The sequence below is a fragment of the Anoxybacillus pushchinoensis genome (genome assembly GCF_900111795.1).
GTDB lineage: Bacteria > Bacillota > Bacilli > Bacillales > Anoxybacillaceae > Anoxybacillus > Anoxybacillus pushchinoensis.
On record NZ_FOJQ01000013.1, the window covers coordinates 26,723 to 40,613 of the forward strand.

At 42.3% G+C, this 13,891-nt stretch carries 25 protein-coding genes; all 25 read left to right on the forward strand.

Annotation, left to right across the window (positions count from 1 at the left end):
• Window positions 1–85 precede the first annotated feature (85 nt).
• The 25 genes from BM213_RS05420 to rpmD all read left to right on the forward strand — a co-directional run bounded on the left by BM213_RS05420 (window position 86) and on the right by rpmD (window position 13,878).
• Window positions 86–334: a 50S ribosomal protein L7ae-like protein gene (locus tag BM213_RS05420; protein WP_091701775.1), complete on the forward strand. Its 249-nt coding sequence runs from the start codon at window positions 86–88 to the stop codon at window positions 332–334.
• 101 nt (window positions 335–435) lie between these two features.
• On the forward strand, window positions 436–858 hold the full coding sequence (rpsL, locus tag BM213_RS05425; RefSeq protein ID WP_003397652.1) for a 30S ribosomal protein S12: 423 nt from the start codon (window positions 436–438) through the stop codon (window positions 856–858).
• Between the two features lie 44 nt (window positions 859–902).
• Entirely contained in the window at window positions 903–1,373 is a 471-nt protein-coding gene (rpsG, locus tag BM213_RS05430; protein WP_004888658.1) for a 30S ribosomal protein S7, read from the forward strand.
• 135 nt (window positions 1,374–1,508) lie between these two features.
• Window positions 1,509–3,587, forward strand: a complete 2,079-nt coding sequence (fusA, locus tag BM213_RS05435; RefSeq protein WP_035066575.1) for an elongation factor G — start codon at window positions 1,509–1,511, stop codon at window positions 3,585–3,587.
• A gap of 127 nt (window positions 3,588–3,714) precedes the next feature.
• Window positions 3,715–4,902: an elongation factor Tu gene (gene tuf, locus BM213_RS05440; protein WP_021095336.1), complete on the forward strand. Its 1,188-nt coding sequence runs from the start codon at window positions 3,715–3,717 to the stop codon at window positions 4,900–4,902.
• Window positions 4,903–5,176: 274 nt separating this feature from the next.
• Entirely contained in the window at window positions 5,177–5,485 is a 309-nt protein-coding gene (rpsJ, locus tag BM213_RS05450) for a 30S ribosomal protein S10 (RefSeq protein WP_021095335.1), read from the forward strand.
• A 23-nt stretch (window positions 5,486–5,508) separates the two neighbouring features.
• A complete protein-coding gene (rplC, locus tag BM213_RS05455) occupies window positions 5,509–6,135 on the forward strand; it encodes a 50S ribosomal protein L3 (protein WP_091701778.1) in 627 nt (208 codons plus the stop codon).
• Between the two features lie 27 nt (window positions 6,136–6,162).
• Window positions 6,163–6,786 (forward strand): 50S ribosomal protein L4, encoded by a 624-nt coding sequence (gene rplD, locus BM213_RS05460; RefSeq protein ID WP_091701780.1) that lies wholly within the window; start codon window positions 6,163–6,165, stop codon window positions 6,784–6,786.
• Window positions 6,786–7,073 (forward strand): 50S ribosomal protein L23, encoded by a 288-nt coding sequence (gene rplW / locus BM213_RS05465; protein ID WP_003397660.1) that lies wholly within the window; start codon window positions 6,786–6,788, stop codon window positions 7,071–7,073. Before rplD ends, rplW begins: the two co-directional genes overlap by 1 nt.
• 27 nt (window positions 7,074–7,100) lie before the next feature.
• Complete coding sequence (rplB, locus tag BM213_RS05470; RefSeq protein ID WP_091701782.1) at window positions 7,101–7,931, forward strand: 50S ribosomal protein L2; 831 nt, start codon at window positions 7,101–7,103, stop codon at window positions 7,929–7,931.
• A gap of 57 nt (window positions 7,932–7,988) precedes the next feature.
• Window positions 7,989–8,267 carry a 30S ribosomal protein S19 gene (rpsS, locus tag BM213_RS05475; RefSeq protein WP_003397663.1) on the forward strand — a complete coding sequence of 93 codons (279 nt, stop codon included), beginning with the start codon at window positions 7,989–7,991 and terminating at the stop codon, window positions 8,265–8,267.
• 20 nt (window positions 8,268–8,287) lie between these two features.
• Entirely contained in the window at window positions 8,288–8,629 is a 342-nt protein-coding gene (rplV, locus tag BM213_RS05480; protein ID WP_003397665.1) for a 50S ribosomal protein L22, read from the forward strand.
• Between the two features lie 3 nt (window positions 8,630–8,632).
• Window positions 8,633–9,289 carry a 30S ribosomal protein S3 gene (rpsC, locus tag BM213_RS05485; protein WP_091701785.1) on the forward strand — a complete coding sequence of 219 codons (657 nt, stop codon included), beginning with the start codon at window positions 8,633–8,635 and terminating at the stop codon, window positions 9,287–9,289.
• 2 nt (window positions 9,290–9,291) lie between these two features.
• Window positions 9,292–9,726, forward strand: coding sequence for a 50S ribosomal protein L16 (rplP, locus tag BM213_RS05490; protein ID WP_003397670.1), 435 nt, complete (start codon window positions 9,292–9,294; stop codon window positions 9,724–9,726).
• On the forward strand, window positions 9,716–9,916 hold the full coding sequence (gene rpmC, locus BM213_RS05495) for a 50S ribosomal protein L29 (RefSeq protein ID WP_003397671.1): 201 nt from the start codon (window positions 9,716–9,718) through the stop codon (window positions 9,914–9,916). Before rplP ends, rpmC begins: the two co-directional genes overlap by 11 nt.
• A 25-nt stretch (window positions 9,917–9,941) precedes the next feature.
• The gene (gene rpsQ, locus BM213_RS05500; protein ID WP_091701788.1) at window positions 9,942–10,205 is read left to right on the forward strand and encodes a 30S ribosomal protein S17; all 264 of its coding nucleotides are present in this window, start codon (window positions 9,942–9,944) and stop codon (window positions 10,203–10,205) included.
• Between the two features lie 48 nt (window positions 10,206–10,253).
• On the forward strand, window positions 10,254–10,622 hold the full coding sequence (gene rplN / locus BM213_RS05505; RefSeq protein WP_003397675.1) for a 50S ribosomal protein L14: 369 nt from the start codon (window positions 10,254–10,256) through the stop codon (window positions 10,620–10,622).
• Between the two features lie 36 nt (window positions 10,623–10,658).
• A complete protein-coding gene (gene rplX / locus BM213_RS05510; protein ID WP_003397676.1) occupies window positions 10,659–10,970 on the forward strand; it encodes a 50S ribosomal protein L24 in 312 nt (103 codons plus the stop codon).
• A gap of 29 nt (window positions 10,971–10,999) precedes the next feature.
• Window positions 11,000–11,539, forward strand: coding sequence for a 50S ribosomal protein L5 (gene rplE / locus BM213_RS05515; protein WP_003397677.1), 540 nt, complete (start codon window positions 11,000–11,002; stop codon window positions 11,537–11,539).
• Window positions 11,540–11,573: 34 nt separating this feature from the next.
• Window positions 11,574–11,759: a 30S ribosomal protein S14 gene (gene rpsN, locus BM213_RS05520; protein ID WP_003397678.1), complete on the forward strand. Its 186-nt coding sequence runs from the start codon at window positions 11,574–11,576 to the stop codon at window positions 11,757–11,759.
• Between the two features lie 33 nt (window positions 11,760–11,792).
• Window positions 11,793–12,191, forward strand: coding sequence for a 30S ribosomal protein S8 (gene rpsH, locus BM213_RS05525; RefSeq protein ID WP_003397680.1), 399 nt, complete (start codon window positions 11,793–11,795; stop codon window positions 12,189–12,191).
• Between the two features lie 29 nt (window positions 12,192–12,220).
• On the forward strand, window positions 12,221–12,760 hold the full coding sequence (gene rplF / locus BM213_RS05530) for a 50S ribosomal protein L6 (RefSeq protein WP_004888688.1): 540 nt from the start codon (window positions 12,221–12,223) through the stop codon (window positions 12,758–12,760).
• Window positions 12,761–12,792: 32 nt separating this feature from the next.
• Entirely contained in the window at window positions 12,793–13,155 is a 363-nt protein-coding gene (gene rplR / locus BM213_RS05535; RefSeq protein WP_003397682.1) for a 50S ribosomal protein L18, read from the forward strand.
• 19 nt (window positions 13,156–13,174) lie between these two features.
• Window positions 13,175–13,675 carry a 30S ribosomal protein S5 gene (gene rpsE, locus BM213_RS05540; RefSeq protein WP_003397684.1) on the forward strand — a complete coding sequence of 167 codons (501 nt, stop codon included), beginning with the start codon at window positions 13,175–13,177 and terminating at the stop codon, window positions 13,673–13,675.
• 14 nt (window positions 13,676–13,689) lie between these two features.
• On the forward strand, window positions 13,690–13,878 hold the full coding sequence (gene rpmD / locus BM213_RS05545) for a 50S ribosomal protein L30 (protein WP_091701790.1): 189 nt from the start codon (window positions 13,690–13,692) through the stop codon (window positions 13,876–13,878).
• The last annotated feature ends 13 nt before the right edge of the window (window positions 13,879–13,891 follow it).

Here is a 13,891-nt window from a genome sequence, read left to right on the forward strand (position 1 = left end):
GAAAAAATATTAGTTGACAGAGCTCTTAGAAAGTGATAGCATAATAAAGGTGTTCCGAAACCTGTCACTTTGGAGGATATGTTACATGTCTTATGAAAAAGTCGCACAGGCTAAACAAATTATTGTAGGAACGAAACAAACAGTGCGAGCTCTGAAAGGTGGAAAGGTACGTGAAGTTGTGATCGCTGAAGATGCGGATGAAACGATTGTCCGAAAAGTCGTAGAGGCGGCAAATGCAGCGCATGTACCTGTATGTAAAGTGGACTCGATGAAAAAACTCGGGAAAGCTTGTAAAATCGAAGTAGGAGCTGCAGCTGTTGCGATTATTCGTTAAAAACTGTTTTTGTGGGTTACTACAAAAACTTTGTTTTTGCATAAAAATGAGCCACCTGGATGTGTGGGCTTGAATTTGATTATGAAGGGAGGAAATTTACCATGCCTACAATTAACCAGCTTGTACGTAAAGGTCGTACAAAAAAGGTAGTGAAATCTAAATCACCTGCGTTAAATAAAGGGTATAACAGCTTCAAAAAAGTTCAAACAACTGTTTACTCTCCGCAAAAACGTGGAGTATGTACACGTGTAGGTACAATGACACCAAAGAAGCCAAACTCTGCGCTTCGTAAATATGCCCGTGTACGTTTATCTAACGGTATCGAGGTAACTGCATACATCCCAGGTATCGGTCACAACTTACAAGAACACAGCGTTGTATTAATTCGCGGTGGACGTGTAAAAGACTTACCAGGGGTACGTTACCACATCGTCCGCGGTGCTTTAGATACAGCAGGTGTAGCGAACCGTATGCAAGGTCGTTCTAAATACGGTGCGAAAAAACCAAAAGCAGCTAAGAAATAATATTCGACATCTTTTGTTGATTTTTACTGAAAGGAGGAAAAAATATGCCACGTAAAGGTCCGGTTCCTAAACGAGATGTGTTACCAGATCCAATTTACAATTCAAAGCTAGTTACACGTTTAATCAATAAAATTATGATTGACGGTAAAAAAGGTAAAGCACAAAAAATTCTTTACACAGCGTTCGATATCATTCGTGAGCGCACAGGTAAAGATCCAATGGAAGTGTTTGAGCAAGCGTTGAAAAACGTTATGCCAGTTCTTGAAGTTCGCGCACGCCGTGTTGGTGGTGCAAACTATCAAGTTCCTGTTGAGGTGCGTCCAGAGCGCCGTACAACATTAGGTCTTCGTTGGCTCGTGAACTACGCTCGTCTTCGTGGAGAAAAAACGATGGAAGAGCGTTTAGCGAACGAAATCATGGATGCTGCAAACAACACAGGTGCAGCTGTGAAGAAACGCGAAGATACGCACAAAATGGCAGAAGCAAACAAGGCGTTTGCGCACTATCGCTGGTAATTTTTTCTGTTAAATTAAGAATAGGTGAGAGCGATGCGGTTGAAACTAAAAAAGCATGCCCATCGCTCATTCGCCTATATTCCTATATGCAAATAAAATTACGATACTTCATTTAAGGAAGGAGAAAAAATCCATATGGCAAGACAGTTCTCCTTGGAAAACACTCGCAATATTGGAATCATGGCTCATATTGACGCCGGTAAAACAACAACGACAGAGCGTATCCTTTTCTATACAGGACGCGTTCATAAAATCGGTGAAGTTCATGAGGGCGCAGCGACGATGGACTGGATGGAGCAAGAACAAGAACGCGGAATTACAATTACGTCCGCGGCAACAACAGCTCAATGGAAAGGCCATCGTATTAACATCATCGATACACCTGGACACGTCGACTTCACAGTAGAAGTTGAGCGTTCATTGCGTGTATTGGACGGTGCAGTAGCTGTACTAGACGCACAATCAGGCGTAGAGCCACAAACAGAGACAGTATGGCGCCAAGCGACTACATACGGTGTTCCACGTATCGTTTTCGTTAACAAAATGGACAAGATTGGCGCAGATTTCTTATACTCTGTTAAAACGCTTCATGATCGTTTACAAGCGAATGCGCACCCTGTTCAACTGCCGATCGGTGCAGAAGATCAATTTACAGGTATTATCGACCTCGTTGAAATGTGCGCATATCACTATCACGATGAATTAGGAAAAAATATCGAGCGTATTGAAATTCCTGAAGACTATCGTGATATGGCTGAAGAATATCGCGGCAAATTAATTGAAGCTGTTGCAGAGCTTGACGAAGAATTAATGATGAAATATTTAGAAGGGGAAGAGATTACAAAAGAAGAATTGAAAGCTGCAATTCGTAAAGCCACAGTTTCTGTGCAATTCTTCCCAGTATTTTGTGGTTCTGCATTCAAAAACAAAGGTGTTCAATTAATGCTTGACGGCGTAGTTGACTACTTACCGTCTCCAGTTGATATTCCTGCGATTAAAGGAACTGTTCCTGATACAGAAGAGGAAACAGTTCGTGAAGCGCGTGATGACGCTCCGTTTGCAGCGTTAGCGTTCAAAATTATGACAGACCCTTATGTTGGTAAGTTGACGTTCTTCCGCGTATACTCTGGAACATTAAACTCTGGTTCATACGTGTTGAACTCAACAAAACGTAAGCGTGAACGTATCGGTCGTATTCTGCAAATGCACGCAAACCACCGCGAAGAAATCGCGCAAGTGTACGCAGGTGACATTGCGGCAGCTGTAGGTTTAAAAGATACAACAACTGGTGATACGCTGTGTGATGAAAAAGACCCAGTCATCTTGGAGTCTATGCAATTCCCAGAGCCAGTTATTCAAATCGCGATCGAACCGAAGTCGAAAGCTGACCAAGATAAGATGAGCACAGCGTTACAAAAACTTCAAGAAGAAGACCCTACATTCCGTGCTTGGACAGATCAAGAAACAGGTCAGACAATCATCGCGGGTATGGGTGAGCTTCACCTTGACATCATCGTTGACCGTATGCGTCGTGAGTTTAAGGTAGAAGCAAACGTTGGTGCTCCACAAGTTGCGTACCGCGAAACATTCCGTAAGTCGGCACAAGTTGAAGGGAAATTTGTGCGCCAGTCTGGTGGTCGCGGTCAATACGGTCACGTTTGGATCGAGTTCTCACCAAACGAAGAAGGAAAAGGCTTCGAATTCGAAAACGCGATCGTTGGTGGGGTTGTTCCGAAAGAATACATTCCTGCCATCCAAGCAGGTCTTGAAGATGCAATGCAAAATGGTGTCCTTGCAGGATATCCAGTTGTCGACATTAAAGCGAAATTGTTCGACGGTTCTTACCACGATGTTGACTCAAGTGAAATGGCGTTCAAGATCGCTGCTTCTATGGCGTTGAAAAACGCAGCGGCAAAATGTGACCCTGTATTGCTTGAGCCAATCATGAAAGTAGAAGTCATCGTCCCTGAAGAATATTTAGGTGACATTATGGGTGACATCACTTCTCGTCGCGGTCGCGTCGAAGGTATGGAAGCTCGCGGTAACGCACAAGTTGTTCGCGCGATGGTTCCACTTTCTGAAATGTTTGGATACGCAACTTCATTGCGTTCAAATACACAAGGTCGCGGAACGTTCACAATGGTATTTGACCATTATGAAGAAGTTCCGAAGAGCATTGCCGAGGAAATCATCAAAAAAAATAAAGGTGAATAATTGATTTTCTAGCATTGTTCAAGTATAAATACTTATGTAAGACTTGGAAGTGGACGTGCCTGTGCACTTTCACTTCCAAGCATTCTATATTCTATACTTAATAAAAAACACTAAGGAGGATATTATAATGGCTAAAGCGAAATTCGAACGTACGAAACCACACGTCAACATTGGTACAATCGGCCACGTTGACCATGGTAAAACAACTTTAACAGCTGCAATCACAACAGTTCTTGCGAAACAAGGTAAAGCAGAAGCACGCGCATATGACCAAATCGACGCTGCTCCAGAAGAGCGTGAGCGCGGAATTACGATCTCAACTGCACACGTTGAGTACGAAACTGACAACCGTCACTATGCACACGTTGACTGCCCAGGTCACGCTGACTACGTGAAAAACATGATCACAGGTGCTGCGCAAATGGACGGCGCGATCCTTGTTGTATCTGCTGCTGACGGTCCAATGCCACAAACTCGTGAGCACATTCTTCTTTCTCGCCAAGTAGGTGTACCTTACATCGTTGTATTCTTAAACAAATGCGACATGGTAGACGATGAAGAACTTTTAGAGCTTGTTGAAATGGAAGTTCGCGATCTATTATCTGAATACGACTTCCCTGGAGACGAAGTTCCTGTAATTAAAGGTTCTGCGTTAAAAGCACTTGAGGGAGATCCAGCTTGGGAAGAAAAAATCATTGAGCTTATGAACGCTGTTGATGAGTACATCCCAACTCCACAACGCGAAATCGATAAACCGTTCATGATGCCAGTTGAGGACGTATTCTCAATCACTGGTCGTGGTACAGTTGCTACTGGTCGCGTTGAGCGCGGTATCTTAAAAGTTGGTGACCAAGTAGAAATCATCGGTCTTTCTGAAGAGCCAAAAGCAACAACTGTTACAGGTGTTGAAATGTTCCGTAAGCTTCTTGACCAAGCTGAAGCTGGTGACAACATCGGTGCGCTTCTTCGCGGTGTTTCTCGTGACGAAGTACAACGCGGTCAAGTATTAGCAAAACCAGGAACAATCACTCCACACACAAAATTTAAAGCACAAGTTTACGTATTAACAAAAGAAGAAGGTGGACGTCATACTCCATTCTTCTCTAACTACCGTCCACAATTCTACTTCCGTACAACGGACGTAACAGGTATCATCCAACTTCCAGAAGGTGTTGAGATGGTAATGCCTGGTGACAACATCGAAATGACAGTAGAATTAATCGCGCCAATCGCGATCGAAGAAGGTACAAAATTCTCGATCCGTGAAGGTGGACGTACAGTAGGTGCAGGTTCTGTATCTGAAATCATCGAGTAATCGATAAAGTGGTCTAGCTTGCTGCTAGACCACTTATTTTTGTTCCATTGAAAATGCGTGACGAAATATGTATAATAGGAAAGGCAGTTTGTTTAGAAAAGAAATAAAAAACTTGCATTAGGCATGAAAATTATATATAATAATAAACGTTGGTCTTTGACTGCGATGAAGTGGAAGGTTGCTGACACACCCGGCCGCTTTGCCATGGCGAGTGTGAAGGAAATTTCCATGGAGAATGTCTATTTTAAAAATAGGCGAAGAAGGAGGGAAAATAATGGCAAAAGAAAAAATTCGTATTCGTTTAAAAGCGTATGATCATCGGATTCTTGATCAATCTGCTGAGAAAATTGTGGAAACTGCAAAGCGTTCAGGCGCGACTGTATCTGGACCGATTCCGTTACCAACTGAAAAAACGGTGTACACGATCTTACGTGCGGTTCATAAATACAAAGACTCTCGTGAGCAGTTCGAAATGCGCACACATAAACGCTTAATTGATATCGTCAATCCGACTCCACAAACAGTAGATTCTTTAATGCGTTTAGACTTACCGTCTGGTGTCGATATTGAAATCAAGTTGTAATTGCGATATAGGAGGTGTGAAAGATGAAAGGAATCTTAGGAAGAAAAATCGGCATGACTCAAGTATTCGCTGAAAACGGAGATCTTATTCCTGTAACAGTTATTCAAGCGACTCCAAACGTAGTTCTTCAAAAGAAAACGATTGAAAACGACGGTTATGAAGCGATTCAATTAGGTTTTGAAGACTTGCGTGAAAAATTAGCGAACAAACCACAAAAAGGTCATGCTGCAAAGGCGAACACCACACCTAAGCGCTTCATTCGTGAAATTCGTGGTGTAAATCTTGCGGAATATGAAGTAGGTCAAGAGGTAAAAGTTGATATTTTCAACGAAGGTGAAATCGTTGATGTAACAGGCACATCGAAAGGTAAAGGTTTCCAAGGTGCAATTAAACGTCATGGACAATCTCGTGGACCGATGGCTCACGGTTCTCGTTATCATCGTCGTCCTGGTTCAATGGGTCCGATCGCTCCAAACCGTGTATTTAAATCTAAAGAGCTTCCGGGTCGCATGGGTGGCGAGCGTGTAACGGTGCAAAACTTAAAAGTTGTAAAAGTGGATCCAGAACGCAACTTAATTTTAATTAAAGGAAATGTACCAGGTCCGAACAAAGGGCTTGTTATTATTAAAAGCGCGGTTAAAGCGAAATAATTTCTTTAAGAAAGGAGGAATTACCCAATGCCAAAAGTAGCATTGTATAACCAAAACGGAGAAAACATCGGTGAAATTGAATTAAACGATGCCGTATTTGGTATTGAACCGAACAAACATGTGTTATTTGAAGCGGTAATTATGCAACGTGCTTCCTTGCGTCAAGGAACTCATAAAACAAAAAATCGTGCAGAAGTGAGCGGCGGTGGCCGTAAACCATGGCGTCAAAAAGGTACTGGACGCGCTCGTCAAGGATCGATTCGTTCTCCACAATGGCGTGGTGGTGGTATTGTATTTGGTCCAGTTCCACGTAGCTACAGCTACAAACTTCCTAAAAAAGTTCGTCGCTTAGCCATTAAATCAGCTTTATCTTCAAAGGTGCTTGAAAACAACATCGTTGTGTTAGATAACCTAGCGCTTGAAGCACCAAAAACAAAAGAAATGGTTAAAATTTTAAACAATCTTTCTGTTGATCGCAAAGCGTTAATTGTAACAGCTGATGCAAACGAGAACGTGATCCTTTCAGCTCGTAACATCCCAGGAGTGACAGTTGTAACAGCGAGCGGCATCAACGTTCTTGATGTACTCAACCACGACAAGCTTGTCATTACGAAAGCTGCTGTGGAAAAAGTAGAGGAGGTGCTTGCATAATGAAAGATCCTCGCGATATTATTAAGCGCCCCGTCATTACTGAACGTTCAACAGAGTTGATGACTGAGAAAAAATATACGTTCGAAGTTGATGTGAAAGCGAACAAAACAGAAGTAAAAGACGCAATTGAGGCGATCTTCGGCGTAAAAGTAGCGAAGGTCAACATTATGAACTATAAAGGAAAGTTCAAACGCGTCGGTCGTTATAGCGGATTAACAAATCGTCGCCGCAAAGCGATTGTAACATTAACGCCAGACAGCAAAGAGATCGAACTATTTGAAGTATAAGTTTAAAAGTGAAGGAGGGAAACGGACATGGCGATTAAAAAATATAAGCCAACGTCTAACGGTCGTCGTGGTATGACGGTTTTAGACTTCTCTGAGCTTACAACAGATAAGCCGGAAAAATCGTTGCTTGCGCCTTTAAAGAAAAAAGGCGGTCGTAACAACCAAGGTAAACTGACTGTTCGTCACCAAGGTGGCGGTCATAAACGTCAATACCGTATTATTGACTTCAAACGTGATAAAGATGGCATTCCAGGACGCGTTGCTACAATCGAATACGATCCAAACCGTTCTGCGAACATCGCGTTAATTCATTACGCAGATGGTGAAAAGCGTTACATTATCGCTCCGAAAAACTTAGAAGTTGGCATGGAAGTCATGTCAGGTCCAGATGCGGATATTAAAGTAGGTAATGCATTACCTTTAGCAAACATTCCAGTTGGTACAGTAATTCACAACATTGAGTTGAAACCTGGTAAAGGTGGACAATTAGTGCGTGCTGCAGGTACATCTGCGCAAGTGTTAGGTAAAGAGGGTAAATATGTACTTGTTCGTTTATCTTCAGGTGAAGTTCGTATGATTTTAGCAACTTGCCGCGCGACAGTCGGTCAAGTTGGTAACGAACAACATGAGCTTGTGAACATCGGTAAAGCTGGACGCGCTCGTTGGTTAGGTATTCGTCCGACAGTTCGCGGTTCTGTTATGAACCCTGTTGATCACCCACATGGTGGTGGTGAAGGTAAAGCACCGATCGGACGTAAGTCTCCAATGACTCCATGGGGTAAACCAACGCTTGGATTCAAAACACGCAAAAAGAAAAACAAATCCGACAAATTTATTGTACGTCGTCGTAAAAAATAACGGGGTTGAGCTACGGTTCAAAAGAACCGTAGAGCAATCACGAAAGGAGGTTCACTTATGGGTCGCAGCTTGAAAAAAGGTCCTTTTTGTGATGATCATTTAATGAAAAAAATTGAGAAATTGAACGAAACTGGACAAAAACAAGTAATCAAAACATGGTCTCGTCGTTCAACTATTTTCCCGCAATTCATCGGTCATACGATCGCTGTTTACGATGGTCGTAAACACGTTCCGGTTTACATCACAGAGGACATGGTTGGTCATAAGCTCGGTGAATTTGCGCCAACGCGCACATACAAAGGCCATGCTGCTGATGATAAGAAAACAAGACGTTAATATGAGAGGAGGCTTTCATTATGCAAGCTAAAGCTGTTGCTAGAACGGTTCGAATTGCTCCTCGTAAAGCTCGCTTAGTCATTGACTTAATTCGAGGAAAGCAAGTAGGTGAAGCAGTTGCCATTCTTCGTCATACGCCAAAAGCTGCTTCTCCAATTATCGAGAAAGTATTAAAATCTGCAGTGGCAAATGCAGAACATAACTATGACATGGACGTTAACAAGCTTGTTGTTACAGAGGCTTATGTGAACGAAGGACCAACATTGAAACGTTTCCGTCCTCGTGCACAAGGTCGTGCGAGCGCAATTAACAAACGCACAAGCCATATCACGATCGTTGTTTCAGAAAAGAAGGAGGGATAATCAGTGGGTCAAAAGGTGAATCCAATCGGTCTTCGCATTGGTATTATCCGTGATTGGGAATCAAGATGGTACGCTGAAAAAGATTATGCGGACCTTTTACACGAAGATCTTAAAATTCGTGAATACCTTACAAAGCGTTTAAGCGATGCAGCTGTTTCTCGCATTGAGATCGAGCGTGCGGCAAACCGTGTGAACATCACTATCCACACAGCGAAACCAGGAATGGTTATCGGTAAAGGTGGATCTGAAGTTGAAGCGCTTCGCAAAGCGTTGAACGAACTAACTGGCAAACGCGTTCATATCAACATCGTTGAAATTAAAAAGCCAGATTTAGAAGCGAAACTTGTTGCAGAAAACATCGCGCGTCAAATTGAAAATCGCGTATCTTTCCGTCGTGCGCAAAAACAAGCGATCCAACGCACAATGCGCGCAGGTGCAAAAGGAATTAAAACGATGGTATCTGGTCGTCTAGGTGGAGCAGATATTGCTCGCTCAGAACATTACAGTGAAGGAACAGTCCCACTTCATACTCTTCGCGCTGACATTGATTACGCAACGGCAGAAGCAGACACAACATACGGAAAAATCGGCGTGAAAGTATGGATTTATCGTGGAGAAGTCCTTCCTGCGAAAAAGAAAACTGAGGAAGGAGGAAATTAATCATGTTAATGCCAAAACGCGTAAAATATCGTCGTGAACATCGCGGTCGTATGAAAGGTCGCGCAAAAGGCGGTACGGAAGTACATTTTGGTGAATACGGTTTACAAGCGTTAGAACCAGCATGGATTACAAACCGTCAAATCGAGGCTGCTCGTCGTGCGATGACTCGTTACATGAGACGTGGCGGTAAAGTATGGATTAAAATTTTCCCTTCAAAGCCATACACAGCAAAACCACTTGAAGTGCGCATGGGTTCCGGTAAAGGTGCTCCAGAAGGTTGGGTAGCTGTTGTTAAACCTGGTAAAGTCATGTTTGAAATCGCTGGGGTTTCTGAAGAAGTAGCACGTGAAGCGTTACGTCTTGCTTCTCATAAACTTCCAATCAAATGTAAATTCGTAAAACGTGAAGAAATTGGTGGTGAATCAAATGAAAGCTAAAGAAATTCGTGAACTTACCACTGCCGAGATTGAACAAAAGATTAAAGCGTTGAAAGAAGAGTTATTCAACCTTCGCTTCCAATTGGCAACAGGTCAATTAGAGAATACAGCTCGTATTCGTGAAGTACGCAAAGCGATTGCGCGTATGAAAACTGTTATTCGCGAAAGAGAGATCGCTGCTAACAAATAATTGATATCGAGAGGAGGTTCGCACAATGAGTGAACGCAACAATCGTAAAGTTCTCGTTGGCCGTGTTGTTTCTGACAAAATGGATAAAACAATCACGGTTCTTGTAGAAACTTATAAAAAGCATCCTCTTTACGGCAAACGCGTAAAGTATTCAAAGAAATATAAAGCGCATGACGAAAACAACGTGGCAAAAGTGGGCGACATCGTAAAAATTATGGAAACACGTCCTCTTTCTGCAACAAAACGTTTCCGTCTTGTTGAAGTGGTTGAAAAAGCTGTAATCATTTAATGAATATGTTCGGTATGATGGATACAAATCCGAAAGGAGGTTTCGTCAATGATTCAACAAGAAACTCGTATGAAAGTTGCTGATAACTCTGGTGCACGTGAAGTGCTTGTTATTAAAGTGCTAGGTGGTTCTGGTCGTCGTTATGCGAATGTGGGCGACATCGTTGTAGCGACTGTTAAAGATGCAACACCAGGTGGCGTTGTTAAAAAAGGTCAAGTTGTTAAAGCGGTTGTCGTTCGTACGAAACGTGGCGTGCGCCGTACAGATGGCTCTTACATTCGCTTTGATGAAAATGCTTGCGTAATCATTCGTGATGACAAGAGCCCACGCGGTACACGTATTTTCGGACCAGTTGCTCGCGAATTGCGTGAAAAAGACTTTATGAAAATCGTTTCTTTAGCTCCAGAAGTGATTTAATGAAAAGGAAAAGCCTTTTAAGGAGGTGCGATTCAGATGCATGTAAAAAAAGGTGATAAAGTACAAGTGATCTCTGGTAAAGATAAAGGCAAACAAGGCGTTATCCTCGCTGCGTTTCCAAAGAAAAACCGAGTGCTTGTTGAAGGTGTGAATATCGTCAAAAAACATGTAAAACCTTCTCAAGCAAATCCACAAGGCGGCATCATCAGCCAAGAGGCGCCAATCCACGTTTCAAACGTAATGCCTCTTGATCCAAAAACAGGATTACCAACTCGTGTTGGATATAAAGTAGTCGACGGTAAAAAAGTTCGCTATGCGAAACGCTCTGGTGAAATTTTAGATAAATAATGAAGTGATTGAGGAAGGGAGGTACTCAAATGAACCGCCTTAAAGAAAAGTATTTGAAAGAAGTTGTTCCTGCTCTTATGAGCAAGTTTAACTATAAATCTGTGATGCAAGTTCCAAAAATCGAAAAAATCGTCATCAACATGGGTGTTGGTGATGCGGTACAAAACGCGAAAGCGTTAGATAACGCTGTAGAAGAACTCGCATTAATTTCTGGTCAAAAACCAGTTGTTACACGCGCGAAAAAATCAATCGCAGGTTTCCGTCTTCGTGAAGGAATGCCAATCGGTGCGAAAGTAACTCTTCGCGGTGAGCGTATGTACGAGTTTTTCGATAAGCTTGTTTCCGTTTCTTTACCGCGCGTGCGCGACTTCCGTGGCGTTTCTAAAAAATCGTTTGACGGACGCGGAAACTACACGTTAGGTGTAAAAGAGCAATTAATTTTCCCAGAAATTGATTACGATAAAGTAAACAAAGTTCGCGGTATGGACATCGTGATCGTTACAACTGCGAAAACAGACGAGGAAGCTCGTGAATTACTTGCATTGCTCGGTATGCCATTCCAAAAATAATCATTCCCATTCGTAAAAAGAGGGAGGCGAAAACGTGGCTAAAAAATCAATGATCGCGAAACAAAAACGCACACCAAAGTTTAAAGTGCAAGCGTACACTCGTTGTGAGCGTTGTGGACGTCCACACTCCGTGTATCGCAAATTTAAACTTTGCCGTATTTGTTTCCGTGAATTAGCGTATAAAGGTCAAATTCCTGGTGTGAAAAAAGCAAGCTGGTAATAAACCCATGAGTTGGGAAGGAGGTAAAACATAATGGTGATGACAGATCCAATTGCAGATATGCTTACTCGCATTCGTAATGCGAACATGGTGCGTCACGAGAAACTTGAAGTTCCTGCTTCAAAAATTAAAAGAGAAATCGCTGAAATTTTAAAGCGTGAAGGTTTCATTCGTGATGTCGAATATATTGAAGATAACAAACAAGGTATTCTTCGTATTTTCTTAAAGTACGGTCCAAACAATGAACGCGTAATTACAGGTCTTAAACGCATTAGCAAACCTGGTTTGCGCGTATATGCAAAAGCGGACGAAGTTCCACGCGTATTGAACGGATTAGGAATTGCAATTCTTTCAACATCTCAAGGTATTTTAACCGACAAAGAAGCACGTCAAAAACGCACTGGCGGCGAAGTGTTAGCATACATTTGGTAATTATTTTGCAACGAATGGAGGTGTAATACATGTCACGTGTTGGTAAAAAACCATTGGAAATTCCAGCTGGTGTTACAGTTACATTAAACGGTAACACAGTTACTGTAAAAGGTCCGAAAGGTGAACTTACTCGTACGTTCCATCCAGATATGATCATTAAATTAGAAGGTAACGTTTTAACAGTTGAGCGTCCAAGCGATGAGAAACATCATCGTGCGCTTCATGGAACGACTCGTAGCTTACTTGCAAACATGGTTGAAGGTGTTTCGAAAGGCTATGAGCGTGCACTTGAGCTTGTCGGTGTCGGTTACCGTGCGACAAAGCAAGGGAAAAAGCTCGTGTTAAGCGTAGGATACTCTCATCCTGTTGAAATTGAGCCTGAAGAAGGACTTGAAATCGAAGTTCCTTCACAAACAAAAATTATTGTTAAAGGTGCGGACAAACAACGCGTTGGTGAATTAGCAGCAAACATTCGTGCCGTTCGTTCACCAGAGCCTTACAAAGGAAAAGGTATTCGTTACGAAGGCGAAGTTGTACGTCGTAAAGAAGGTAAAACTGGTAAGAAATAATGCTGCTTAGGTAAATGAAAGGAGTGACACGAATGATCACTAAGCTTGATAAAAATGCAGTTCGCAAAAAAAGACACGCTCGTGTTCGTCGTAAAGTAGTAGGAACTGCGGAACGTCCACGCTTAAATGTGTTCCGTTCAAACAAACACATTTATGCACAAATCATTGACGATATGAAAGCTGTGACGCTTGTTAGCGCGTCAACATTAGATAAAGATTTCGATTTAGAATCAACGGGCAATGTTGAAGCAGCTCAAAAAGTGGGCGAATTAATTGCTAAACGTGCACTTGAAAAAGGAATTACATCGGTTGTATTTGACCGTGGTGGATATTTATATCATGGACGTGTTAAAGCACTTGCAGACGCTGCTCGTGAAGCTGGATTACAATTCTAATTAAGAAGGAGGGACAGAGATGCGTCGCATTGATCCAAATAAACTTGAACTAGAAGAACGCGTTGTTGCCGTTAACCGCGTAGCTAAAGTTGTAAAAGGTGGACGTCGTTTCCGTTTCGCTGCGTTAGTCGTTGTTGGTGACAAAAACGGTCATGTCGGCTTTGGAACTGGAAAAGCTCAAGAAGTTCCGGATGCAATTCGTAAAGCAATTGAAGATGCGAAGAAAAACTTAATTACTGTACCGATCGTTGGTACAACGATTCCACATGAAGTAATCGGACATTTCGGAGCAGGTGAAATTATTTTAAAACCAGCATCTGAAGGTACAGGAGTTATCGCCGGTGGTCCTGCACGTGCGGTATTAGAGTTAGCAGGCATTAGCGATATTTTATCGAAGTCAATTGGTTCCAACACACCAATCAATATGGTGCGCGCAACAATCGACGGTTTGAAGCAATTAAAACGTGCTGAAGATGTTGCAAAATTGCGCGGTAAAACAGTTGAGGAACTGTTAGGATAAGGGAGGGAAAAATGATGGCGAAAAAATTAGCAATTACCCTCACTCGCAGCGTAATCGGTCGTCCGCAAGACCAACGCGTGACGGTTAAAACATTAGGTTTAAGAAAATTGCATCAAACAGTTATTCATAACGATAATCCAGCCATTCGTGGGATGATCAATAAAGTTTCTCACCTTGTAACAGTAAAAGAATTAGAAGAATAAGGAGGTGCCTAGG